18 protein-coding genes are annotated in these 23,579 nt (G+C 74.6%); 11 read left to right on the plus strand and 7 right to left on the minus strand.

Annotation, left to right across the window (positions count from 1 at the left end; all coding sequences use genetic code 11):
- The first annotated feature begins 162 nt into the window (after positions 1–162).
- Both RVR_RS08875 and RVR_RS08880 read left to right on the plus strand, forming a co-directional pair.
- The gene (locus tag RVR_RS08875; protein ID WP_202233324.1) at positions 163–2,127 is read left to right on the plus strand and encodes an ABC transporter transmembrane domain-containing protein; all 1,965 of its coding nucleotides are present in this window, start codon (positions 163–165) and stop codon (positions 2,125–2,127) included.
- Positions 2,124–4,070, plus strand: a complete 1,947-nt coding sequence (locus RVR_RS08880; protein WP_202233325.1) for an ABC transporter ATP-binding protein — start codon at positions 2,124–2,126, stop codon at positions 4,068–4,070. Before RVR_RS08875 ends, RVR_RS08880 begins: the two co-directional genes overlap by 4 nt.
- Before the next feature lie 192 nt (positions 4,071–4,262).
- Here the strand turns inward: RVR_RS08880 and RVR_RS08885 are convergent, their stop codons facing one another.
- Positions 4,263–4,961 carry an SDR family NAD(P)-dependent oxidoreductase gene (locus RVR_RS08885; protein WP_202233326.1) on the minus strand — a complete coding sequence of 233 codons (699 nt, stop codon included), beginning with the start codon at positions 4,959–4,961 and terminating at the stop codon, positions 4,263–4,265.
- Between the two features lie 315 nt (positions 4,962–5,276).
- On the opposite strand from RVR_RS08885, the gene RVR_RS08890 reads away from it, so the two are divergent.
- Together RVR_RS08890 and RVR_RS08895 are read left to right on the plus strand one after the other, a co-directional pair.
- The gene (locus tag RVR_RS08890; protein WP_202238488.1) at positions 5,277–6,107 is read left to right on the plus strand and encodes a helix-turn-helix transcriptional regulator; all 831 of its coding nucleotides are present in this window, start codon (positions 5,277–5,279) and stop codon (positions 6,105–6,107) included.
- A 747-nt stretch (positions 6,108–6,854) separates the two neighbouring features.
- Positions 6,855–8,096: a serine hydrolase gene (locus RVR_RS08895; RefSeq protein ID WP_237404649.1), complete on the plus strand. Its 1,242-nt coding sequence runs from the start codon at positions 6,855–6,857 to the stop codon at positions 8,094–8,096.
- An 18-nt stretch (positions 8,097–8,114) separates the two neighbouring features.
- On the opposite strand, the gene RVR_RS08900 is transcribed toward RVR_RS08895, so the two are convergent.
- The 4 genes from RVR_RS08900 to RVR_RS08915 form a co-directional block, all read right to left on the minus strand.
- A complete protein-coding gene (locus RVR_RS08900; protein ID WP_202233327.1) occupies positions 8,115–9,122 on the minus strand; it encodes an NADPH:quinone reductase in 1,008 nt (335 codons plus the stop codon).
- Positions 9,123–9,257: 135 nt separating this feature from the next.
- Positions 9,258–9,635, minus strand: coding sequence for a hypothetical protein (locus tag RVR_RS08905; protein WP_202233328.1), 378 nt, complete (start codon positions 9,633–9,635; stop codon positions 9,258–9,260).
- Positions 9,636–9,803: 168 nt separating this feature from the next.
- Positions 9,804–10,673: a Gfo/Idh/MocA family protein gene (locus RVR_RS08910; RefSeq protein ID WP_202238490.1), complete on the minus strand. Its 870-nt coding sequence runs from the start codon at positions 10,671–10,673 to the stop codon at positions 9,804–9,806.
- Between the two features lie 2 nt (positions 10,674–10,675).
- Positions 10,676–11,053: a 5-carboxymethyl-2-hydroxymuconate Delta-isomerase gene (locus RVR_RS08915; protein ID WP_202233329.1), complete on the minus strand. Its 378-nt coding sequence runs from the start codon at positions 11,051–11,053 to the stop codon at positions 10,676–10,678.
- Between the two features lie 265 nt (positions 11,054–11,318).
- Between RVR_RS08915 and glnII the strand changes: the two genes are divergently transcribed.
- Both glnII and RVR_RS08925 read left to right on the plus strand, forming a co-directional pair.
- The gene (gene glnII, locus RVR_RS08920; RefSeq protein ID WP_202233330.1) at positions 11,319–12,338 is read left to right on the plus strand and encodes a glutamine synthetase; all 1,020 of its coding nucleotides are present in this window, start codon (positions 11,319–11,321) and stop codon (positions 12,336–12,338) included.
- 222 nt (positions 12,339–12,560) lie between these two features.
- Positions 12,561–14,603 carry a hypothetical protein gene (locus RVR_RS08925; RefSeq protein ID WP_237404650.1) on the plus strand — a complete coding sequence of 681 codons (2,043 nt, stop codon included), beginning with the start codon at positions 12,561–12,563 and terminating at the stop codon, positions 14,601–14,603.
- Positions 14,604–14,682: 79 nt separating this feature from the next.
- On the opposite strand, the gene RVR_RS08930 is transcribed toward RVR_RS08925, so the two are convergent.
- Both RVR_RS08930 and RVR_RS08935 read right to left on the minus strand, forming a co-directional pair.
- A complete protein-coding gene (locus tag RVR_RS08930) occupies positions 14,683–16,035 on the minus strand; it encodes an IS4 family transposase (protein WP_237404605.1) in 1,353 nt (450 codons plus the stop codon).
- Positions 16,036–16,152: 117 nt separating this feature from the next.
- Entirely contained in the window at positions 16,153–16,689 is a 537-nt protein-coding gene (locus tag RVR_RS08935; RefSeq protein ID WP_202233332.1) for a GNAT family N-acetyltransferase, read from the minus strand.
- 387 nt (positions 16,690–17,076) lie between these two features.
- Between RVR_RS08935 and RVR_RS08940 the strand changes: the two genes are divergently transcribed.
- From RVR_RS08940 to RVR_RS08960, 5 genes are all read left to right on the plus strand, one after another.
- On the plus strand, positions 17,077–18,366 hold the full coding sequence (locus tag RVR_RS08940) for an extracellular solute-binding protein (protein WP_202233333.1): 1,290 nt from the start codon (positions 17,077–17,079) through the stop codon (positions 18,364–18,366).
- Between the two features lie 201 nt (positions 18,367–18,567).
- Positions 18,568–19,566, plus strand: a complete 999-nt coding sequence (locus RVR_RS08945) for a carbohydrate ABC transporter permease (RefSeq protein WP_202233334.1) — start codon at positions 18,568–18,570, stop codon at positions 19,564–19,566.
- Positions 19,567–19,579: 13 nt separating this feature from the next.
- Positions 19,580–20,425 (plus strand): sugar ABC transporter permease, encoded by an 846-nt coding sequence (locus RVR_RS08950; RefSeq protein WP_202233335.1) that lies wholly within the window; start codon positions 19,580–19,582, stop codon positions 20,423–20,425.
- A gap of 166 nt (positions 20,426–20,591) precedes the next feature.
- Positions 20,592–22,472 carry a glycoside hydrolase family 13 protein gene (locus RVR_RS08955; protein WP_202233336.1) on the plus strand — a complete coding sequence of 627 codons (1,881 nt, stop codon included), beginning with the start codon at positions 20,592–20,594 and terminating at the stop codon, positions 22,470–22,472.
- 34 nt (positions 22,473–22,506) lie between these two features.
- The gene (locus RVR_RS08960) at positions 22,507–23,547 is read left to right on the plus strand and encodes a LacI family DNA-binding transcriptional regulator (RefSeq protein WP_272933067.1); all 1,041 of its coding nucleotides are present in this window, start codon (positions 22,507–22,509) and stop codon (positions 23,545–23,547) included.
- Positions 23,548–23,579: the final 32 nt, after the last annotated feature.

Consider the following 23,579-nt stretch of genomic DNA (forward strand, 5'->3'; position numbering starts at 1 on the left):
GTTTTCATTTTCAAGTCCCCGCGGCCGCCCGTGTGGCGATCACGATGCGTCGTCGATTCGCGACTTTCCGCGAGGACATCCGCGGGTTTCTGGCCGGTGGGCGACACCATCTGACTCCATAACGCGTGTTCGCCACTGGACAGTCCCTTTAGGGTCGGTCTGGTGACAGCCGACGCTCCGCCGCTACCGCCGCAGCCAGCCGCCGCCTCCCCCGGAGCACCCCCGCCGGCCGGGACGGCCGGTACGGACGCCGCGTGGCCGTCGGCGCGCGCGCTGCTGTGGGGGGCGCTGCGGGCGCGACGCCGGGACCTGGTGGCCGCGTCGGTGCTCTACAGCTCGCACCAGCTCGGCGAGTCGATGGTGCCGGTGGTGGTCGGGGCGACGGTGGGCGAGGCCGTCGCGGGCGGCAGCCGGTGGGCGATCGCGCTCTGGCTGGGCGTGCTCGCCGCGGACTTCGTCCTGCTGTCGCTGTCCTTCCGGTTCGGCGCCCGCGCGAGCATGCGGGCGAAGCAGCACACGGGGCACGTGGTGCGCATGTGGGTGACCGAGCGGGTCCTGCGCCCGACCGGCGGCGTACGGCTGGCCCCCGGCGACCTGCTCACCCGCGCGGCGAGCGACGCCGGCCGGGTCGGCGCCTTCGCCGGGATCGTCGCGCAGACGGTGGCGGCGGTGGCGGTGCTCGCGGTGTCCACCGCGCTGCTGCTGTACTTCTCCCTGCCGCTCGGGGCGGTGATCCTGCTCGGTACGGCGCTGCTGCTGGTCGTACAGGACCGGGTGGCGGGGCGGTTGCGGCGGCACAGCGGGACCGAGCAGCAGGAGGCCGGGCGGGCCGCGGTGCTCGCGGAGGATCTGGTGCGCGGCATGCGGGTGTTGAAGGGGATCGGTGCGGAGCGGACCGCGGCGGCGCAGTACGGGCGCGCCAGCCAGGTGGCGCTGGGGGCGTCGCTGCGGGCGGTGTCGTCGCAGTCGCTGCTGTCGGCGGTGGGAACGGCCTTCACCGGCGCGTACCTGGCGGTGATCGCCGGAGTGGGCGGGTGGCTCACGCTTTCGGGTCGCATGGGTCTGGGCGAGTTCGTGGCGGCTTTGGGGTTGGCGAGATTCGTGGTGGGACCGATGCAGGTGGTGTCGGGGGCGAGCGCGGCGTATGCGCGGGCGGTGGCGTCGGCGGGGCGGGTGCTCGACGTCGTGGGTGCGCGGGACGAGGTACGGGACGGCTCTCACCCGGGTGGGTGGGAGGAAGGACGGGGGGCGCGGGTCGTGGTGGCGGAGGTCGGGGTCGGTGGGTTCTCGGGGGTGTCGTTCGTGGCGGAGTGCGGGGAGTTGACGGGCCTGGTGGTCGACGTGCCCGGGGTGGCCGGGCGGATTCCGGGGTTGCTGGTGCGGGAGGGCGAGCCCGAGGGCGGGCGGATCGAGGTCGGCGGGAAGGAGGTGGGTGAGGTGCCGTTGGAGGACCTGCGCGCGCGGGTGCTGGTGTCGCCGCACGACGCCGTGCTGTTCCCGGGCACCATCGCGGAGAACATCGCGCTGCTCGCGCCCGACCCGCGGGCCGCGGAGCGCGGTACCTGGGCGGCGTTCGCGGACCAGGTGATCGACACGGTTGCCGGGGGCGCGCAGGCGCCGGTGGGCGACCGCGGCGAGAGCCTGTCCGGCGGGCAGCGGCAGCGCGTCGCCCTGGCCCGCGCCCTGGCCGCCGAGCCCCCGGTGCTGGTGCTGCACGACCCGACGACGGCGGTGGACGCGGCCACCGAGGACCGTATCGCCGGCCGGCTGCGCGAGGTGCGCGCCCGTGACGGGCTGACCTCGCTACTGGTCACCACCAGCCCCGCGCTGCTCTCCCGCTGCGACCGGGTGTTCTTCCTGCGCGCCGCCGGGGCCGGCGCGCCCGCGGGTGGTCGTGGCGCGGATGGTCGTGGCGCGGATGGTCGTGGCGCGGGTGATCGTGATGCGGGCGGCCGAGGTCCGGACGGCGAGGCGGCGGAGGGCCGGGGCGCGGAGACTCCCCGCCCCGCCGGAGCAGGGGGGTCGGCGGGTGAGCGGCCGGGCGGTGTCCCGCTCACGGCGGCCAGCGGCAGCCACACCGAGCTGATGCGCGACAACGCCGCGTACCGGGAGCTGTTGACCCGATGAACGCCACCGGCTCCTCGGCCGCCGCCTCAGCCACCGCCGCCACCACCGACGTGACGGACGGCGCCCGCCCGCTGCTGCCCGTCGCCGACGGCCGCCGCACCCGCGGGTACCTGCGTGCCGCCCTGCGCAGGCGTCGCGCCCTGCTCGTCGCGACCACGGCCGTGATGATCGCCCAGAGCGCGATCGGCCTCGTCGGGCCGATCGCCATCGGATGGGTGACGCAGGCGATCGTCGACGGCCGCGGCACCTCCGCGGTGATCGGGCCGGTCGTCCTGCTCGCCGCCGCGGCGGTGCTGGGCGCCCCGGCCACCTGGGCGTCGAACGTCCTGCTCGCCCGCGTCGTCCTGCCCGAAGTGGCCGGACTGCGGGAGGACGTCGTCGCCACCGCGCTCGCCCTCCCGGTGGACAGGGTGGAGGAGACCGGCAGCGGCGACCTCGTCTCGCGCGTCTCCGGCGATGTCGAGCGCGTCACCGAGGCGGCGCAGGGCGGCTTCGGGAGTTTCGTCTCGGCGGCGCTGGCCATCCTGGCCACGCTGGTCGGACTGGCCTCCCTGGACTGGCGGTTCGCGCTCGCCGGCCTGCTCGCGGTGCCGATCCAGGTCTTCTCCCTGCGCTGGTACCTGCGCACCTCCCGCCCGATCTACGCGGCCGGCCGCACCGCCGAGGGCCACCGCACCTCCACCCTGCTCGGCGCCTTCGCCGCCTTGCCGACCGTGCGGTCCCTGCGCGTCGGCGGCCGCCAGTACGCCCGGGTCGAGGACGCGTCACTCGCCGCGGCGGAGTACGAGTTCACGGCGATCCGCAACGCCACCCGCTTCTTCGGACGGCTCAACGTGGCGGAGTTCGTCGGGCTCGGCGCGATCCTGCTCGCCGCGTCGGTGCTGGTGCGGTCCGGTTCGGCGAGTGTGGGCGCGGCGACCACGGCCGCCCTGTTCTTCGCCGGGCTCTTCGACCCGATCAACGCGGTGCTCGGCTCGTTCGACAGCGTGCAGCAGGCCGCGGCCGGCCTGGCCCGACTCGTCGGAGTCCTCGACGCGGCTCCCGCGCGGCCCGCGGGGGCGCCCGCCCAACCGGCGGGGGTGCCCGCGCAGCCGGCGGGGGTGCCCGCGCAGGCCGCGAAGTCCACCACGGCGCCGGTGCGTTCCGCGGGGGCCGGCGGGAGCAGCGCCGACGGCGGGCCCTCCCGGCCCGCGCCCCCGCCGTCCCGTCGGCTGCCCGTCCTCGCGCTCCATGCCGCGGACTTCGGGTACGGCGACCGGGCCGACGTCGTCCACGGGGTGACCCTACGGATCGAGCCGGGACGGCACGTCGCGCTGGTGGGCACCACCGGTTCCGGCAAGTCCACGGTGGCCACGCTGCTCGCCGGCCTGCGCACCCCCCGCCGCGGCACCGCGACGCTGGACGGGACGCCCCTCGCCGGCCTCTCCCCCACCGAACTGCACCGCAGGGTCGCCCTCGTCACCCAGGAGACCCACCTCTTCGCCGGCACCGTGGCCGACAACATACGGATGGGGCGGCCGGAGGCGAGCGACGCGGAGGTGGCCCTGGCACTGGAGGCGGTCGGCGCGACCGGCTGGGTCGACGCGCTCCCGGACGGCGCCGCCACCGTGATCGGCGCCGGCGGCCACCACCTCGGACCCAGTCAGGCCCAGCACCTGGCCCTGGCACGGCTGTTCCTGCTCGACCCGGAGGTGGTCGTGCTCGACGAGGCCACCGCCGAGGGCGGGAGCGACTCCGCGCGGCTGCTCGACACCGCGGCGGCCCGGGTCCTGCGCGGGCGCAGCGCGCTGCTCGTCGCGCACCGGCTCTCGCAGACCGCGACCGCCGACACGATCCTCGTCATGGAGGAGGGCCGGGTGACCGAGCAGGGGTCCCACGAGGAGTTGCGGGCGGCCGGCGGGACGTACGCGGCGCTGTGGGACGCCTGGTCGCGCCCGAGCTGACCGGCGGCGCGTCCTGACCGAGGCCCGACCCGCGCGGGGGCCGGACCCGGGAGAGGCCGGACCTGGAGAGGCCGACCGGGGAGAAGCCGGACCTGGGCGGGGGCCCTGGGCAGGTCAAGGCCCTGGGCGGGTCGGGCGCCGCGTGCGTCCCACCGGTCACCCCTCCCCCGGGCCCGCCTCCGCCCGACCGCCTCAGGACCAGGCGATCTCGCCGTCGCGCGCGACGAAGCGCCCGCTGCCGGCCCCCGGCCCCTCGGTGGCGAGCGCGACGACGGCGTCGGTGCCCTCCGTGACGGTCTGCGGACCGCTGTGGCCGTTCAGGTCGGTGGCGGTGTAGCCGGGATCCACGGCGTTGACACGGATGCCGGGCAGCCCCTTGGCGTACTGCGTGGTCAGCATGGTCAGCGCCGCCTTGGACGCGGTGTACAGCGGCGCGACCACGCCCGACTCGGGCCGGGACGGGTCGTGGGTGAGGGCGAGGGAGCCCATGCCGCTGCTGACGTTGATGATCGCCGGGTCGTGCGAGCGGCGCAGCAGCGGCAGGAACGCGGTGGTGGTGCGGACGACGCCGACGACGTTGACGTCGAGGACGGCGAGCGCGTCGGTGGCGGTGAGGCCGCCGGGGTCGCCGAAGGGGCCGTGCACGCCGGCGTTGTTGACCAGGACGTCGATCCGGCCCTCGCGGGAGGCGACGTCGGAGGCAGCGGCCGCCACGGACGCGTCGTCGGTCACGTCGATGGGAACGTGGCGGGCGCCCAGCGCGGCGGCCGCCTCCTCGCCCCGCTCGCGGTCGCGCGCGCCGAGGAGCACGGTGTGTCCGAGCGCGACCAGGCGGCGGGCGGCCTCGCGCCCGAGCCCCTTGTTGGCTCCGGTGATGAAGATGATCGTCATGCCTTCCATGCTGGTCCGGGCGGACGGAACCGGCCAGGGCCGCTTCGACGGTAGGACCGGCCGTACCACCCTCGTGGCCGCCGGCACGGCGACGGGTGCGGGACCATGGACGGTATGGAGGGCATGGAGGTCACGCCGACCGCACCGGCGACCCGGGGCGGCGGGCGGCCCGCGCCCGGCCGGGAGCCCGTCCACCGCCGGGAGTCCATCGACCGCCGGGAGCCCGTCGACCGCCCGGGAACCACCAGCGGAACCACCCCCGGGGCCGGTTCCGGGAGCGCCCCCGGAGCCGCGCCCGGCACCGGGCTCGGCGCCATGATCCGCACCTGGCGGGACCGCCTCTCCCCTTCCGCCGTCGGACTGCCGGCGGGGCACGGCCGGCGGGCCGCCGGACTGCGGCGCGAGGAACTGGCCGAACTCGCCGGGGTGTCGGTCGACTACGTCGTCCGCCTCGAACAGGGGCGTGCCACGACCCCCTCGGTCGGGGTGACCGCGTCCCTGGCGCGTGCCCTGCGCCTTTCCACCGCCGAGACCGACCACCTGTACCGGCTGGCCGGACTGGTGCCGCCCGACGGCGGCGCGATCTCCGACCACCTCCCGCCCGGCCTGCGCCGCGTGCTCACCCGGCTCCAGAGCGCCCCGGCCGCGGTCTTCGCGGCGGACTGGCAACTGCTGTGGTGGAACCGCGAGTGGGCCGCGCTGCTCGGCGACCCCGCCGGCGCCCCGCCGCGGCTGCGCAACTTCGCCCGCGACCGCTTCCCGGTGGACGGCGGCCCCGCCCGCCTCGCACGGTGGCCCGTGGCCGAGGCGGACCGCGACGCCACCGACGCCGCCGTCGTCTCCGACCTGCGCCGCGCCACCGGCCGCTTCCCGCAGGACCGGCGCCTGGCCGCGCTGATCCGCGAACTCTCCGCGGGCAACGCGCGGTTCGCCGAACTGTGGGCGACCGGCGCGGTCGCCGCGCACCGCGAGGACCGCAAGACGATCGACCACCCGGAGGCGGGCCCGGTGACGGTGGACTGCGACGTCCTGTCCGACGGCGACTTCGAGCGGAAGATCGTCATCATGACCGCCGCGGCCGGCAGCGAGGACGAGGCCCGGCTCCGGCGCATCGCCGCGACCGGCCCGCGGTCCACCGTGCCGTAGCCGCCCCACCGGCCGCGCCGGTCCCCCCGGTGCCCCTTCGCCGCCGCCCGGCACGCCCCGCGGGCCGCCCGGCGCCTGCCGGCCCGCGAGCCCCGCGGCACGCCCCTCCCGCCCAGGTGCCCTCCGCCCGTTCCGCGGTCCGGACGGGCGCGTTCCGCGACCAGGACGGGCCGGGGTCCGCGGTCCGGACGGGCCCGGGTCCGCCGTCCGGACGGGCGCGCGCCGCGTACAGCCGATGCGCCGATCGTCACCCGGCGGTCACACGGCGACAACACCTCGACCGTAGCGTCGGCCGCGCGCCGGTCGGCATCGGCCGACGCCCGCGGGCACCGCGCGCGGGCGTGTCTCAGACGATTGCCACCCGGCTCTCAGGGGAACCCCAGAAACCTTTTCTACGGTCGGGGCATGGAACAGCGCAGACCGTTGGCGGACCGCGAAGGCGGGGGGTGGGCGGCGATGGCCGGCACACACGACGACAACGGTACGGACGCGGCCTCGGGCGCACCCGCGGCACCGGCCCGACCTGCGGCACCGGCCCCACCGGCCGTGCCCGGCCCACGCAGCGCGCCGGGCACGGCCACCGCGCCGGGAGCGACGGGAGCGACGGGAGCGACGGCTGCCCCGGACGCCCACGAGGCCCAGGAGACCCCGGAGGCCCCGGAGCCTCTGCCCGGCGCATCCGACGCACGACCGGCCACCCCGGAAGCGTCTCCCGCCGCTCCCCACGCGGTGCGCTCACCCGGCACGGTGCCACCGCCCCACGTCGAGGAACCGCACCCCGCCGAGCAGGCGTCCGACGCCGACCAAGCGTCCGACGCGCTACCGGCACCGCACGCGGAGGACCACGCGGAACCCACGGGAGAGGGCGCCGGCGCCCCCGAGCCCGCTCTGCGGCTCGTCGCCCCCGGCGCGATACCCGTGGCGGGGGCGGGTCCCGAGCCCGCCCCCGCCTCCGCACGCCCCTGGACCCGCCCGCTGCTGATCTCCGTCACCGCCCTCGCCGCGATGGCCGTGCTCACCCTGGCCACGATCGTGCAGTCCCCGTCGGCGAAGGCGGGCTCCGACACCGGGTCGACCGCCGACGCGTCCACCCCGAAGGCCACCGCGACCCGGACCACCACTCCGTCGGCAGCCGCGGCCACCACCACGCCGAGCACCGCCCCCACCGCCACCTCGGACCCGGCCGCCGCGGCCGCGACCCGGACCACCGCCGGTGCCGACGCCGCCGTGACCGCGGCGGTCCGCGCCCTCGGCGTCAGCGGCAACGTGTCGGTCGCGGTCACCGAAGCCGGCGCGGGTACGACCGCCGGTGTGGACGCGGACACCGGCACGGCCACCGGAACCGTCACTCCCGTCACCGGCGCCTACGCGACCGGGGCGACCTCCTACGACACCGCGAGCATCGTCAAGGTGGACATCCTCGCCACACTGCTGCTCCAGGACCAGAAGGCCGGCACCCACCTGACGGCCACCCAGAAGACCCTGGCCACCGCGATGATCGAGCAGAGCGACAACGACGCGGCGCTCGACCTGTGGCACGACATCGGCCGCGGCGCCGGCCTGGCCACCGCCAACGCGTCGTTCGGGCTGGACCACACCGTCGGCGGCGACGGCGACCTGTGGGGGCTGACCCAGACCACCGCGAGCGACCAGATCGCCCTGCTGCACGCGGTGTTCGACAGCGACTCGCCCCTGTCCTCGTCCTCCCGCGCCTACATCTCCGGCCTGATGGGGTCGGTGGTCGACGGCGAGCGGTGGGGCGTGTCGGCCGCCGACTCCGACAGCTCCGGCTACGCCCTGAAGAACGGCTGGCTCCAGCGCAGCGCCACCGGACTGTGGGACATCAACAGCATCGGCGAGGTGAGCTACGACGGGAACTCCCTGCTGGTGAGCGTGCTGTCGTCCGGGCAGCAGAGCGAGCAGGGCGGCATCGACCAGGTCGAGCGGGTCGCGGCGGCGGCGGCCCGGGCCTACGTCGCCGCCGCCTGACCCGGACCGCCCCGCGGCCTACGACGCCACGTCGATCAGCACCTTCCCGACCGCTCCTCCCCGCACCGCCTCGTGGGCGTCCGCGGTCCGCTCCAGCGGGAAGCGGTGGAACGGCAGCCCCGCCTCGGGGCCGGCCCGCAGCGCGCCGTCGGCCAGTGCGGCGGAGACCGCGGCCACCCCTTCCTTCTTCGCCTCGGCCGGCACCGTGTAGAGCAACAGCCCCTGCCAGCGCAGGTTCTGGGCCATGGAGCCGCGCACGGGCGCGGTGAAGTCGACCGCGTCGTCCGCGTAGAACGCGATCACCGCGTTGTTGGCTGCGACGGCGACGTCCAGTGCGGCGTTGTGCGCGGGGGCGACCTCGACCACGACGTGCACGCCGTCCGGCGCGATCCGCCGGATCTCGGCCGCGGCGTCCTGCTCGCGGTAGTTGACGACGTGGTGCGCGCCGGCCGCGGTGGCCAGCGCGGCCTTCTCCGGCCCGCTGACCGTGGTCACGACGGTGGCGCCGGCCCAGCGGGCGAGCTGGATCGCGGCGTTGCCGACCGCGCCCGCGCCGCCGGCGACCAGGACGGTGCGGCCGTCGAGGGCGCCGGGGGCCAGCCGGGCGGGGCCGAACTCCGCGACGGTCAGGGCGCGGTGGGCGGTGAGCGCGGGCACCCCGACGCTGGCGCCGAGGTCGAACGACGCACTGTCCGGCAGCGGCACGGCCCGGTCGGCCGGGATCGTGGTGAACTCCTGCGCGGTGCCGTCGGGGCGCTGGTGCGCCGACTCCCACAGCCACACGCGTTCGCCGACCCGCGAGGCGGGCACGCCCTCGCCGACCGCGTCGACCACGCCGGAGCCGTCCTGGTTGGGCACCTGGGCCTCGGCCGGGTCCGCGCGCTCGCGGGACTTCCAGTCGGTCGGGTTGACGCCGGAGACGTGGACCTTCACCCGCACCTCGCCCGGCCCGGGTTCGGGCACCTGCCGGTCGGTGAGGGTGAGCACGTCGGGGCCGCCGCTGCTGGTGTAAACGATCGCCTTCATGTCCAGTGCGAACCGCGCCGCACCCGCGTCTCTTCCCGCTCCGGCGCGCCTTCCCCCGTACGGCGCAGTCCGCGCGCCGCGCCGACGCCCGGGCAGCACGGGTCCGCACCGCGCCCGACGCCCGTCCGCCGCCCGCTACACCGACGGCTCGGGCAGTTCCACCCGGTCCGCCGCGGGGGCGATCCGCGGGCCCCGCGGCACGTAGCTGCCGGACGCCCCGCCGTGGCCCCGGTGCACCAGCAACCCGGCGAGCGGGTCCGGCACCGCGTCGAGCGCGGCGCACGTGCCCGGCAGCGAGCGCCACCGCCACCACGACTCCTCGGCCGGGAAGGCGACTTCGAGCACCACGCCCCAACTGTGCGGGTACCACTCCCAGCGCGTCGCGCCGTTGGTCACCAACGACTCGGCGAGCACCTGACCGTACGCGTCACGCCACGCCGCGGCGGAGACCTCCGCGTGCTCGGCGTTCTCGGCGTCCATGACCTCGATCGACCACCAGTCCGCAGCGTCCATCCTCCGACGATAGGCAGCGGCCGCGGTGTCCGGTAGGGGCGCAACCGGCCCTTCCCGTGATCCTTTCCGCCCGGGTGCGGCCTTCGTCCGCACCCGGGCGGAAAAGCCCGTCCCGACACGCCCTCGCGCGGGACCTGGCGCGCACACCGCGCAAGACCCGTACCGGGCCTACGCGTCGAGCGCCCGCTCGGCCGCGGCCAGGATCTCGGTGACGCGCAGCCCGAACCGGGCGTCGCACGCGTGCGGTTCACCGCCGGCCAGCGCGTCGATCGCGCGCGCCAACGCGTCGGTCGCCGGGCCGCTGACGCCGTCGGGGAACGTGGCGATCCCCGGAGCGCCGCGGAACTCGATCGCCACGCCGGCGCCGGGCGGCGGCGAGGTCAGTGTCAGGACGGAGGTGCTCGACGCGCCGGAGGCGTGCCGCAGCGTCAGGTGGACCAGGTCCCCGCCGCCGCGGGCGGCGTGCACCTCGGTGGCGTCGCCGAGCACCGGCAGCAGCACCGACAGGGCGTGCGGGCCGACGTCCCACAGCCCGCCCTTCTCCCGCCGCCACGGCGAGTCGGCGTAGGGGCCGGTGTCGCCGCCGAAGACCGCGCCGTACCAGTCGGCGCGGCCGGTGAACCACTGCCCGGCCGCCGCCTGCCGTTCGATCCACGCGGACGTGCCCGCGTCGAAGCGCATCGTGAAGAACACCACCGAGCGCACCCCGGCGCCCTCCACCGCCGCGACCACCTCGCGCGCGTCCTCGACGGTCGCCGCCAGCGGCTTGTCCAGCAGCAGGTGCCGGCCGGCGCGCGCCGCCTTCGCGGCCAGCGGGGCCTGGAGGTCGGGCGGCAGGGCGATCGCCACCGCGTCCACGTCGCCGATCAGCGCGTCCGCGTCGCCGTACGCGCGCCCGCCGAACTCGCGGGCGAGCTGCTCGGCGGCCTCCGGCCTGCGGCCCCACACCCCGGCGAGCTCGACGCCCGGGTGGGCGGCCAGCGCCGGGGCGTGCGCCCTGGTCGCCCACGGTCCGGTGCCGAACAGCCCCACCCGCAGCGTCATGACCGCTCCTGCGCCGGCGTGTCGTGGCGGGCGTACGTGTCGCCGTCCAGTTCGCGCACGTCGACGGACACTTGCAGTTCCGCCTCCGGCAGCGGCCGGACAGTGTCGCGCAGCACCGCGAGCACGGCCTCGGCCAGTTCGCGGCGCACCTGCGTGCTGCGCCCGGACAGGATGCTGACCTGGGCGTGCACCATCGAGTAGTGCGGCGAGCCGTCGGCGATGTACGTCTCGTCGAGCCGGACGAAGCGGGTCTTGCAGCCGCCGGCGCGGCCGCCGGCGATCCGCACGAGGGCCTCGTGCAGGCCCTTGGCGAACAGCGGGCGGTCGAAGGTGTCGGCGAGGTTGGCGGAGTACTCCACGATGCTGTGCGGCATGCCTGAGACCCTACCCGCGCCGGGCGCCCGGCCGGGGTGCGCGGGCGCCTGCCGGGACGGGCGGGGCGGATGGGCCGGTGCGCGCCGGACGGGGCGCCCGGCACGCCGCCCGCGGCGGGGTTCCCGCTGGTCACGGCGGGCAGTTCACACGTGGTTAACAGCCGGGCAACGGTGGGGAAAAGCGCTGTTGGCACGCTGCGTACCGGCCCGATCAGTGCGGCTCGGTGCCGCACCCGCGCTCACGTTCGTTAAGGATGGCGTCACCGTGACCTACAAGGCTGAGTACATCTGGATAGACGGCACCACGCCGACGGCCAAGCTCCGCTCGAAGACGAGGATCCTCGCGGACGGCGCCGAGCTGCCGATCTGGGGCTTCGACGGCTCCAGCACCAACCAGGCCGAGGGCCACGCCTCGGACCGCGTACTCAAGCCGGTCGCCACCTTCGCCGACCCGATCCGCGGCGGCGAGGACAAGCTCGTGCTGTGCGAGGTCTTCAACATCGACGGCACCCCGCACGAGTCGAACACGCGCGCCGCCCTGCGCGAGGTCGCCGAGAAGTTCGCCGACCAGGAGTCGCTGTTCGGCATCGAGCAGGAGTACACGTTCTTCCAGGGCTCGCGCCCCCTCGGCTTCCCGGAGAACGGCTTCCCGGCGCCCCAGGGCGGCTACTACTGCGGCGTCGGCGCCGACGAGATCTTCGGCCGCCCGGTGGTCGAGAAGCACCTGGAGAACTGCCTGGCCGCGGGCCTGGGCATCTCCGGCATCAACGCCGAGGTGATGCCGGGCCAGTGGGAGTTCCAGGTCGGCCCGCTCAGCCCGCTGGACGTCTCCGACCACCTCTGGGTCGCGCGCTGGCTGCTCTACCGCACCGCCGAGGACTTCGGCGTCTCCGCCACCCTCGACCCCAAGCCCGCCAAGGGCGACTGGAACGGCGCGGGCGCGCACACCAACTTCTCCACCAAGAAGATGCGCGAGAGCTACGACGCGATCATCGAGGCGGCGGAGTCGCTGGGCCGCGACGACAAGCCGCTGGAGCACATCAAGAACTACGGCTCCGGCGTCGAGCACCGCCTCACCGGCGCCCACGAGACCGCCCCGTGGAACGAGTACAGCTACGGCGTCTCCAACCGCGGCGCGTCCGTGCGCATCCCGTGGCAGGTCGAGGTGGACCAGAAGGGCTACATCGAGGACCGCCGCCCGAACGCGAACATCGACCCGTACGTGGTGACGCGGCTGATCGTGGACACCTGCGGCAGCGCGCTGGAGAAGGCCGGCCTGGTCTGAGCCCGCCGGTCCGGAGCCGCCCGGCCCAGGACCCCGGCCCAGGACCCCGGCCCAGGACCCGCCACGTGAAGGGCGCCCCACCGAGTCGGTGGGGCGCCCTTCACACGTTCGTGTGACACCCCCGGGTGACCATCGCATCAACGGCTCGTTCGACACTGCGTGAAGACGCAAGCGCCATCCGAGACCTCCGCACCCTCCCGCGGCTCGTCCGCCACCGTGTCGGTGGCACAGGCCGAGGCGGCCCTCGTCGAGCACTACCCGCGGCTGGTCCGGCTGGCGTACGTCACGCTGCCGGCCGACCTCGGCAAGCACCACCGGGCGATGGCCGCGCACCGGCTGGTGCAGTCCTCGCTCCCGACCTCGCCGGTGCCCTCCCGGCAGGGCGGCGCGTTCGGGGTGCTGCGGGTACGGGTGCTGCGGGCGGCGCTGGAGTTCGCCGACCGGGGCCGGCTGCGCGCGGCGCTCGACGGCGTGCGGTCGCCGCGGGTCACGGGGCTGCGCACGCATCCGCAGGCGGGCGGCGAGGCGGAGGCGGCGCTGTACCGCGCGCTGTCGTCGCTGCCGGCCCCGGCCCGGGCCGCGTACGCCCTGATGTCGGCGGAGGCGCTGGGCGAGCCGGACGCCCGCGGCGTCCTGGACGCGGCGGGCGTGGCCGACCCGCGAGAGGCGGTCCGGGCGGCGGCGGGGGTCCGCGTCCCCGCGCAGGCCGGCACGGGCACCGCGGCCGGGGCCGTGCCGGGCGTGGTGACCGGGCTGGTCACGGGTGCCGGCGTCGACGCGGGCGCGGGCCTCGGCCTCGGGGCGGGCCGCGGCGCGGCGGGCCGGGCGCAGGCCGAGGCGGCGGGGCCCGTCGCGGGCCGACGGCTGCTGGCCTCGGGCGAGTTCGACGCCTGCACGCTGCAACTGCGCCCCACCGACCTGCTGCGGCGCCGCCGCCGGGGACGGATCGCCGGCGTGGCGGCGGCAGTGGCCGCCGCGGGCGCGCTGCTGTTCGCGGTCGCCGGCAGCGGGTCCTCGAACGAGCACTACGCGGCCTCCGGAACGCCCGGCGCCGACCCGCGCGCGCTGGACCCGGCCGCGCTGGTGAGGGTGCCGGCGAACGGGTGGAAGTCCACCGCGCGGCTGGACTTCTCCGCCTGGCCCGCACGCGGGGACCGGACGAAGGACACCGCGCTGCTCGGCCGGGCGCTGTCGGTGTGGGCGAACCCCGGGGCGTCGGTGGACGTCAGCTCCACCCCGGGCACCCCGCGGACCGGGCCCACGCAGCCGCCGCAACTGCTCTTCGCCGGGGACGAGGACGCCGCGACCGTGGTGATCTTCTACGACGGGCTGCGCGTGGTGCGCTACGCCCAGCCGAAGAGCGGTTCCGGCCGGGCCGCGCTGGACTTCGCGCAGGCGCAGGACGCGGACCCGACGACCTCCGCCGCGCTGCTGGTGGACCGGGTGGACGGCAACGCCCGCTTCCTGACGGCTCCCTGGGTGGCGGGGGCGCGGACGCGGGACCTGTTCGAGCCGGGCCAGGCCACCGCCGACCTGCACCGCTCCTCGGACGGCGTGACCGACCCGGTGCCGATGCCGGGGGTCTCCGCGGCCGCGGACGCGACGGGTTCCGCGGCGTGCGGGACGACCTGGCCGGTGATGGAGCTGCGCTCCTCGGCGGCGATCGGGACGCAGCAGTCGTTCCTGCTCACCGACCTCGGCGACCTCGCGCCGGTGCACCTCACGTACAGCCCGCCCTCGGCGGTGGGCGGCGCGGTGGCACCGCGGGAGGCGACCGGGTCGCAGGCGCTGGCGAGTTGGGCGCACAGCGCGTGCCGGCTGGTCGAGCTGCGCGGGCAGGGCGTGAAGGCCGTCGACGACTGGGAGTTCGCGGACACCGCGCTGCCCGAGGGCGCGGGCGAGGCGTCGTGGACCTGCGACCGGGCGGACACCTGGCGGGGGCCGGGCATCGCGCTGGTGCAGTTCGTGCCGCCGGCCGCGAAGGCCGCGGAACCCGGCACGCTGGCCGGGCAGCAGGCGGACGGGAACGCGTGCAGCCGCTACGACCAGCACGTGATGGCCGGGGTGATGTGGAAGTCGCCCGCCGACCGCTGGTACCTGCTGGCCGCCGGCAGCCGCGACACCGCGTCCATCACGGCGACGAACGGCGTCCAGGCCACGTCCGAGGGGCAGTTCCTGTCCGCCCCGGCCCCGCGCGGCACCCGGGCGACGCTCGACGGCCGCCTGGCGGACGGCACACCGCTGTCCCCGCTCGGCGACGGCTAGACCCGGGTACGGCTAGATCCGGGTACGGCCGGACAGGCCCTAGGGCCAACGCCGTTCAGTTAGGGCGGGTTGGGTGGTGTCAAGGGCTGGTTGTGAGCATGTGGATGCTGATGGTGGCTTGGTGGGTGGTCCGGTCGATGGCGGGTCCTCGTGCGTTGTATTTGGAGATCGCTCGTTTGACGATGCGGTCTTTGGTGCGGACCCGCCGGGTGGGTAGGAGGTGGGCCAGGATGTGGCGGCCGATGGTGCCGACGAGGTCGATGTCGGTGGCGGTGGTGACGCCGGCGGCCAGGACGAGCTGGTCCCGGGCGGCGGAGAGGGCGGTGGTGAAGCCGGCCCGGTCCGGGTCGGTGCCCGGGATGCTGTCGGTGGCATCGGTCATCGCGGTCCGTAGTGCCTGGTAGGCGGTCAGCAGGGCCCAGACTTCCTGCTCGACGCCCGCCGGGGTGCGGGCCCGCAGGACGCGTCCGCCCAGCATCGTGGACTTCAGCTCCGCGTAGGCGGTCTCGATCTCCCAGCGCTCGTGGTAGAGCCGGACGAGTTCGGCGGCCGGGTGGGTTGCGGGGTCGGTGAGGGTGGTCAGCAGCCGGTAGTGGCCGGTGCGGGTGCCGTCGGCGGTGCGGACGGTGATCTCGGCGTCGATGACGCGGACGGTCAGCGCACCGATCCGGGCCAGCGTCGAGCCGTCGCGGCAGCGGGCCACCGGTGGCAGTTTCCGGTTCGTTTTGCAGCGCACCAGCAGGTCGGCACCAGTGGCGGCCCACTGGTTCAGCAGCGCGGCCGAGGCGAACATGCGGTCGCCCAGGAGCAGCATCCCCGTGCGCAGGTCCCCCGCCAGGCGGCGGGCGTACTCCAGCTCGCCGATCGAGGCCGGGCCGAAGGCGGCCCCGATCACCGAGCGGGTCCCGCAGGCGACCAGCAGGGCCAGCCGCAGCTGCGGATAGCCCGAGATCCCGTTGCCCAGCCGCTGCCGGGTGAACGCCGCGAGGTTGGCCGCAGCGTCCGGGACGGGCAGCAGGGTGCCGTCGACCGCGACCACCCTCAGCCCCCGCCACATCCCGGCGGCTGCGGTCGTGGCAGCAGGCCCCCGCACCAGGTCGAACAGTGCTTTCAGCGGTGCCGGCCCCAGCCGCTGACGGGCCTGGCGCAGCGCACTGCCGCTGGGGCGGACCGGCGCCGGGCCCGGTAGCCCGGCACACAACCGCTCGAAGACCTGCCCGTAGCCCAACCCGGCGAACAACGCCCCGGCCAGCAGCAGGTAGACCGTGACCCGAGCCGGCACCAGCCGCACCCTGCGCTGCACCGCGCCCGTGGCCGCCAGTACCTCATCGACCATTTCGAACGGCACGATCCCGGTCAGCTCGCCGATGTGCCCCGGCGCGAACACACCAGTCGCTACCCCGACCGTCCCTGATATGGCAGCCTGTTCCAACAGCGGAGCTCCTGTAGTGAGGATGTCTTGGAGGACAAACCTCTTCTACAGCAGCTCCGCTGCCTCGTTCACCAGCCTTGACTAACAGCCCCAGCACCTAACTGAACGGCGTTGGCCCTAGGGCCTGGAGGAGGGCGCCGGGGTCGCGGCCGCGGTCAGGTCCGGGGCCGGGCGGCGGGGGATGCGCAACCGCATGGTGACGTGGTCGTCCTCGCGGCCGTCCTCCTCCCAGCCCTGCTTGGCGTAGAAGGCGCGGGCGCGGGCGTTCGGCGCGAAGACCTCCAGGCGGGCCAGGGCGACCCCGGCGGCCCGCCACTCGGCGACGCACGCCTGGTGCAGCGCGGTGCCGGTGCCGGTGCGCCACACCTCCGGGTCGATGTGGAAGTGGAAGAGCGTGTCCCCGTCGAACCGGGCGCCCAGCACCGCGAACCCGACGATGTGGTCCTGGCGCATCGCGCACAGCACGACCCGCTCCCGCGAGGTGATCGCGCGCGCGGTACCCGCCCGTTGCCGCTCCAACTCGGCCGGGCCGCTGTACGACTCGCTCGGCAGGTGCCCCTCGTAGTACGTGGCCCTGGCGCGGGCGTGGACGCCGCAGATCGCGTCCAGGTCCTCGATCAAGGCGTGCCGGATCGTGGCGTGCGGGGTGCTCATGGGTACATGGACGCGCAAGATGCCCCAAAGGTTCCCCCGCCGGGGCCAAGCGTGACCCGTCTCACCTTACGGGGGTTCCGTGAAGGCTTTGGTCACAACTTGTCCTTGCTGTGCGGAAGTTGTGCACGAAGGAGGCCGGCGCGGACCGGGAGCCGCCCCGCGCCGCCCCGCGCCGGCCCGCGCCCCCGCGCTCACGCCGGCGCACCGGGCGCCCGGGGCGCCGGAGCGGCGCCGCAGGATCTTGCAGAAAGTTTCTTGCAGAGTCTTTCGCAAGACGTTGCACCGCTGTTACGGTCCTGCCCAGCCCGAGCGGACACCGGCCTGTGGATGGGGCCGTCGAGCCGTCGGATCGGGTGCACGGGCACTTCCCTCATCAAGGAGTCAGGTATGCGACGCGGCATATCCGTCGTGGCGATGGCCGCGGCCATCGTCCTCGGTGCCACCGCCTGCGGTGGCAGCAGCGGCAGTGGCCAGGACAGCGGCAAGGCGAAGGACCCCGCCCAGGTGTCGGGCACGGTCACCTACTGGGACACCTCCGACGCGAAGGTCGAGGCACCGACCTACAAGGCGCTGATCGCCGACTTCGAGAAGAAGTACCCGAAGATCAAGGTGAACTACCAGAACGTCGACTTCACCACCGTCGAGCAGAAGTTCAAGACCTCGGCGCAGAGCGGCAAGGGCGCGCCCGACGTGATCAGGACCGACGTCGGGCTGATCCCGGAGTACGCCTCGCTGCACTACATCGCCCCGCTCGACGGCACCGCCGCCCTCACCGGCACCGGCGACTTCGTGGCCGGCCCGCTCAACACCACCAAGTACGAGGGCAGGTCGTACGCGGTGCCGTCCGTCACCGACACGCTCGGCCTGCTCTACAACAAGAAGCTGTTCACCCAGGCCGGGATCACCGCGCCGCCGACCACCTGGGACGAGATGATCGCGGACTCCGCGAAGATCAAGGCGAAGACCGGCGTCACCGGCACCTACATGAACCCGGACTCCTACTTCCTGCTGCCGTTCCTCTTCGGCGAGGGCGCCGACCTGGCCGACCCGACCGCGAAGAAGGTCACCGTCAACTCCCCCGAGGCGGTCAAGGCGGTCACCGAGGCGAAGAAGATCTACGACACGTCGTCGCTGAAGATCGACTTCGCCAACGCCTACGACAACATGCAGACGTCGTTCAAGACCGGCAAGGTCGCCATGCTGATCCAGGGGCCCTGGTCGGTGGGCGACGACCTGACCGGCTCGGCCTTCAAGGACACCGCCAACCTCGGCTACGCCCCGGTGCCGGCCGGCTCCACCGGCAAGCCGCTCGCCCCGACCGGCGGCCAGGACCTGGCGGTCTACCAGGGCTCGAAGAACCTGCCCGCGGCCTACCTGTTCACCCAGTTCATGACCTCCACGGCCAGCCAGGCGGAGATCGCCGTGAAGAACGGCACGCTGCCCACCCGCACCTCGGCGTACACCGCCGAGGTGCTGAAGAGCCCGCAGATCGCCGGGTTCAAGCCGATCCTGGACACCGCCCGCCCGCGCGTGGCGCTCCCCCAGGTCGGCAGCCTCTTCACCCCGCTCCAGCAGGAGTACATCAAGATCCTCCAGGGCAAGGCGAGCGTTCAGGGCGGACTGGACTCCGCGGCCAAGCAGTTCGGCAAGCTGCTGCCGGACTACGCGGTGCAGTAGCACCCCACCGGCTCCGGGCCGGCCGGCGGAGGTCTCGCCCCGCCGCACCCGCGGCGGGCGGGCCCACGCGCCCGACCGGCCGGCCCGGTCCCACCGAAGCGCCCGGACGGGCATCCGACCCCGCCCCGCGAGGCGCCGCGAAGCCGCACACACCGAACGCACCGCACGCACCGCCCCAGGCACCGACAGAGCCGAGGAGAGATGACCACCGCCACCGTAGAACGGGCCGAGCGCCCCGGCCGCCCCGCGCGGTCCAAGGAACCCGGGCCCGGCCTGCTGAAGTCGATCGCGCGCGCCTGGGACCGGCACTGGTACGCCTGGGCGATGGTCGCCCCGGTCGTCATCGTGCTGGGCGTCCTGGTGCTGTACCCCCTCGGCTACGGCGTCTACCTGTCCTTCACCAACGCCACCGCGCAGAACGTCGCCACCGACATCGGCCCCGTGCACGTGCCGGCCAGCTACCACTTCGTCGGGCTGCACAACTACTGGCAGATCCTCTCCGGCCAGGACGGCGACTTCTACCCGCGACTGGAGTGGACGGTGATCTGGACCGTCGCCTGCGTCGGGATCACCTACTCCATCGGCCTGGGCATGGCGGTGCTGCTCAACCGGCCGATGCGGTTCCGGCTGGCCTACCGGCTCGCGCTGATCCTGCCCTGGGCGGTGCCCGCCTTCGTCGGCGTCTTCGCCTGGCGGCTGATGTTCAACTCGCAGTACGGCGTCTTCAACGACGTCATCAACGTCGTCGGGCTGCCCTCCCAGGACTGGCTGGGCACCCCCTTCGCGCAGAAGGTCGCCGTCATCATCGTCAACGTCTGGTGCGGCGTGCCGTTCATGATGGTGGCGATCCTCGGCGGCCTCCAGTCCATCCCGAACGAGCTGTACGAGGCCGCGGAGATGGATGGCGCCTCGCCGCTCCAGCGCTTCACGAACGTGACGGTGCCCGGACTGCGCCCGGTGACCAGCACGGTGGTCCTGCTGAGCACCGTGTGGACGTTCAACATGTTCCCGATCATCTACCTGCTGCTGGGCAGCAACACCAGCGGCGACACCGACATCCTGGTGACCTTCGCCTACGAGAAGGCGTTCGTCGGCATCTCCGACTACGCGGGCGCCGCCTCCTACGGCATCGTCATCCTGCTGATCCTGGTGGCCTTCTCCACCTTCTACCGCAGCCGCATCAAGACCGAGCAGAGCTGAGGAGCCGCCACCCATGAGTGCCACCACCCAGCGCGGCCGCGGCCAGCGCGGTACGGGCGCCTCGCTCGCCCTGCACGCCACCCTGCTCGCCGCCAGCGCCGTCGCGGTCTTCCCGGTGCTGTGGATCGTCTTCATCTCGCTCGGCCCCGACAGCGCCTGGCAGCAGCCCGGCCAGGTGATCCACCACCTGGGCCTGTCCAACTACCGGTTCGTGCTGCTGCACAGCGGGTTCCCGCACTGGATGCTCAACTCGGTGATCGTCGCCGGCGCCACCATGGTGCTCGGCGTGTTCATCGCGGCCAGCGCCGGCTACGCGATCTCCAGGATGAGGTTCCCCGGCCACCGCCAGTTGATGTGGGTCTTCCTGGTCACCCAGATGTTCCCGGTCGCGGTGCTGATCGTGCCGCTGTACAACCTGATGGCCCGGCTCGACCTGCTCGACAGCTACCTCGGGCTGGTGCTGGTGTACTGCACCATCGCGGTGCCGTTCTGCGCGTGGATGCTCAAGGGGTACTTCGACACCATCCCCCGGGAGATCGACGAGGCGGGCCGGATGGACGGCCTCAGCCCGTTCGGCACCTTCTGGCGGCTGATCCTGCCGCTGGCCCGTCCCGGCCTGGCGGTCACCGCGTTCTACAGCTTCCTCACCGCGTGGGGCGAGGTCGCCTACTCCAGCCAGTTCATGAAGACCCACTACACCCTGGCCGCCGGGCTGCCCACGTACGCGTCCAGTATCCGCGCCAACTGGGGCGCGATGACCGCCGGTTCGGTGCTCATCGCGATACCCGCGGCGGTGGTCTTCCTGCTCGTCCAGCGCCACCTGGTCACCGGCCTGACCGCCGGCGGCACCAAGGGCTGACCGGCCCCGCGCGCACCGGCCGGCCGCGTCCGACGGACGCACGGCCCGCACGGCCGACACGGCCCGCACGGCCCGCACGCGCGTGTCCGCACGCCCGCACGGGCACCCGCACCCGCACCCGCACCCGCACGCCACCCAGTCGTTCCCCCGAACCCAAAGGGAATCAATGAGCCAGCACCTCACCGACGCGCCCAGCACCGCCGCCGCGACCGACGCCGACGCCGGGCGCAGAGACTGGTGGCGCGACGCGGTGATCTACCAGGTCTACCCGCGCAGCTTCGCCGACGGCGACGGCGACGGCATGGGCGACCTGCCGGGCGTCACCGCCCGGCTGCCCTACCTGCGGGAACTCGGCGTCGACGCGGTGTGGCTGTCGCCGTTCTACGCCTCCCCGCAGGCCGACGCCGGCTACGACGTCGCCGACTACCGGGCCGTCGACCCGATGTTCGGCACCCTCACCGACGCCGACGACCTGGTGCGCGCCGCGCACGCGCTGGACCTGCGGGTCATCGTGGACCTGGTGCCCAACCACTGCTCCGACCAGCACGAGTGGTTCCGGCAGGCGCTGCGCGACGGCCCCGGATCGGCGGCCCGTGACCGCTTCCACTTCCGCCCCGGCAAGGGCGCGCACGGCGAACTGCCCCCCAACGACTGGGAGTCGATCTTCGGCGGCCCCGCCTGGACCCGCGTCACCGAGCCGGACGGCACCCCCGGCGAGTGGTACCTGCACCTGTTCGCCCCCGAGCAGCCGGACTTCAACTGGAACCACCGCGCGGTGCACGACGAGTTCCGCTCGGTGCTGCGGTTCTGGCTCGACCTGGGCATCGACGGCTTCCGGATCGACGTCGCCCACGGCCTGGTCAAGGCCGAGGGACTGCCCGACATCGGCCACGCCGGACAGGTCGCGCTGCTGGGCACCGCCGTGATGCCGTACTTCGACCAGGACGGCGTGCACGAGATCTACCGCGACTGGCGGCGCATCCTCGACGAGTACGGCCCGGTGGGCCGGGCCGGCGGCCGGGAGCGGATCGCGGTCGCCGAGGCGTGGACGCCGACGATCGAGCGCGCCGCGCGCTACCTGCGCCCCGACGAGCTGCACCAGGCGTTCAACTTCGAGTACCTGACCGCCGGTTGGAGCGCGGAGACGCTGCGCGAGGTGATCGACCGCTCGCTCGACGCGATGGGCGCGGTCGGCGCGCCCGCGACCTGGGTGCTGTCCAACCACGACGTGACCCGGCACACCACCCGGCTCGGCAACCTCCCGCCGGTCGAGGCGGGGCAGACCCCGCAGGCGCCCCCGACCCAGTTGCGCACCCCCGGTGACCGCGCGCTCGGCCTGCGCCGGGCCCGCGCGGCGACCCTGCTGATGCTGGCGCTGCCCGGCTCCGCCTACCTCTACCAGGGCGAGGAGCTGGGCCTGCCCGACGTCACGGACCTGCCCGACGAGGCGCGCCAGGACCCGTCGTTCTTCCGCGCGGCCGGGCAGGACGGCTTCCGCGACGGCTGCCGGGTGCCCATCCCGTGGTCCGGGGACGCGGCGCCGTACGGCTTCGGCCCGGTGCGGGGCGGGCCGAGCTGGCTGCCGCAGCCCGCGGAGTGGGCCTCGCTGAGCGTCGAGGCGCAGACCGGCGACCCGGACTCCACGCTGGAGCTGTACCGGGCGGCGCTGGCGGTGCGCCGCGAGCACCCCGCGCTCGGCGCCGGCACGAAGGTGACCTGGCTCGACGCGCCCGACGGGGTACTGGCCTTCCGGCGGGACGCGCCGGAGGGCGCCTTCGTCTGCACGGTCAACCCGACCTCGTCGCCGGTGCGGCTGCCCCGGCCGGGCCGGCTGCTGCTGTCCAGCCGCGGCCCGGCCGTGGAACCGGACCCGGCGATCCCGGCGACCCCGGCGGGTCCGGAGGCGGGGGTGCCGGAGGCGGTGGTGCCGGCGACGCCGCAGGCCAGCGGGCGGCTCACGGGCGGCACACAGGTTACCGACGGGTCGGACGGACCCGGCGCCTCCGTGACCCTCCCGGCCGACACGGCAATTTGGTGGGCGATCTGACATGGCGGTGTTCCGCCCCGTAGCATCCGGTGCTGTGACCGCGCGGCTCGCAGACATCGCAGCCCAGGCGGGGGTCAGTGAGGCGACGGTCAGCCGGGTGCTCAACGGCAAGCCAGGTGTTTCCGCGGCCACCCGCGAATCCGTGCTGGCCGCACTGGACCTGCTCGGGTACGAACGCCCGGTCCGGTTGCGGCAGCGCAGTGCCGGCCTGGTCGGCCTGATCACCCCGGAGTTGGGGAACCCGATCTTCCCGGCGATGGCGCAGGTCATCGGGCAGGCGCTGACCCGGCAGGGCTACACCCCGGTGCTGGCCACCCAGACGCCGGGCGGCTCCACCGAGGACGAGCTGGTGGAGATGCTGGTCGAGCGCGGGGTGGCGGGCATCATCTTCGCCTCGGGCCTGCACGCCGACTCCACCGCCGACACCGAGCGGTACGCCCGGCTCCAGGGCCAGGGCGTGCCGTTCGTGCTGATCAACGGCTACTCCGACAAGATCGACGCGCCCTCGGTGTCGGTGGACGACCGGGCCGCGGTGGGGCTGGCCGTCACGCACCTCGCCGCACTCGGGCACCGCCGGATCGGCCTGGCCGTGGGCCAGAAGCGGTTCGTGCCGGTGCAGCGCAAGATCGAGGGCTTCGTCACGTCCATGGGCGAGGTGCTGGGCCTGCCGACCGCCGACGCCGAGGCGCTGGTGCAGCACTCGCTGTACACGCTGGAGGGCGGCCAGGCCGCGGCCGGCGCGCTGATAGCCGCCGGCTGCACGGCGGTCGTCTGCGCCTCGGACATGATGGCGCTCGGCGCGATCCGCGCCGCGCGCCAGCTCGGGCGCTCGGTGCCCGGCGACATCTCGGTGGTCGGTTTCGACGACTCCCCGCTGATCGCCTTCACCGACCCGCCGCTGACGACGATCAGGCAACCGGTTCCCGCCATGTGCCAGGCGGCGGTGAACGCGCTGCTGGAGGAGGTCGGGGACAACCCGCCCCCGCACAGCGAGTTCGTCTTCATGCCCGAGCTGGTGGTCCGCGGCTCCACGGCCGCCGGCCCGGCCGATCGCGGGGCGCCGCCGGCCTCTTGACCGTCTGGCGGGGACCCGACACGCGGGATGTC

Source organism: Streptomyces sp. SN-593, assembly GCF_016756395.1.
GTDB classification, from domain to species: domain Bacteria; phylum Actinomycetota; class Actinomycetes; order Streptomycetales; family Streptomycetaceae; genus Actinacidiphila; species Actinacidiphila reveromycinica.

Bases quoted from the DNA above. Each gene is read 5' to 3' on its own strand.
- RVR_RS08890 (WP_202238488.1), top strand. From the start codon at position 5,277: ATGATCCGCACCTGGCGGGACCGCCTCTCCCCTTCCGCCGTCGGACTG.
- RVR_RS08950 (WP_202233335.1), top strand. From the start codon at position 19,580: ATGAGTGCCACCACCCAGCGCGGCCGCGGCCAGCGCGGTACGGGCGCC.
- RVR_RS08955 (WP_202233336.1), top strand. From the start codon at position 20,592: ATGAGCCAGCACCTCACCGACGCGCCCAGCACCGCCGCCGCGACCGAC.
- RVR_RS08915 (WP_202233329.1), bottom strand. From the start codon at position 11,053: ATGCCGCACAGCATCGTGGAGTACTCCGCCAACCTCGCCGACACCTTC.
- RVR_RS08945 (WP_202233334.1), top strand. From the start codon at position 18,568: ATGACCACCGCCACCGTAGAACGGGCCGAGCGCCCCGGCCGCCCCGCG.
- RVR_RS08900 (WP_202233327.1), bottom strand. From the start codon at position 9,122: ATGAAGGCGATCGTTTACACCAGCAGCGGCGGCCCCGACGTGCTCACC.
- RVR_RS08935 (WP_202233332.1), bottom strand. From the start codon at position 16,689: ATGAGCACCCCGCACGCCACGATCCGGCACGCCTTGATCGAGGACCTG.
- RVR_RS08940 (WP_202233333.1), top strand. From the start codon at position 17,077: ATGCGACGCGGCATATCCGTCGTGGCGATGGCCGCGGCCATCGTCCTC.
- RVR_RS08885 (WP_202233326.1), bottom strand. From the start codon at position 4,961: ATGACGATCATCTTCATCACCGGAGCCAACAAGGGGCTCGGGCGCGAG.
- RVR_RS08905 (WP_202233328.1), bottom strand. From the start codon at position 9,635: ATGGACGCTGCGGACTGGTGGTCGATCGAGGTCATGGACGCCGAGAAC.
- RVR_RS08880 (WP_202233325.1), top strand. From the start codon at position 2,124: ATGAACGCCACCGGCTCCTCGGCCGCCGCCTCAGCCACCGCCGCCACC.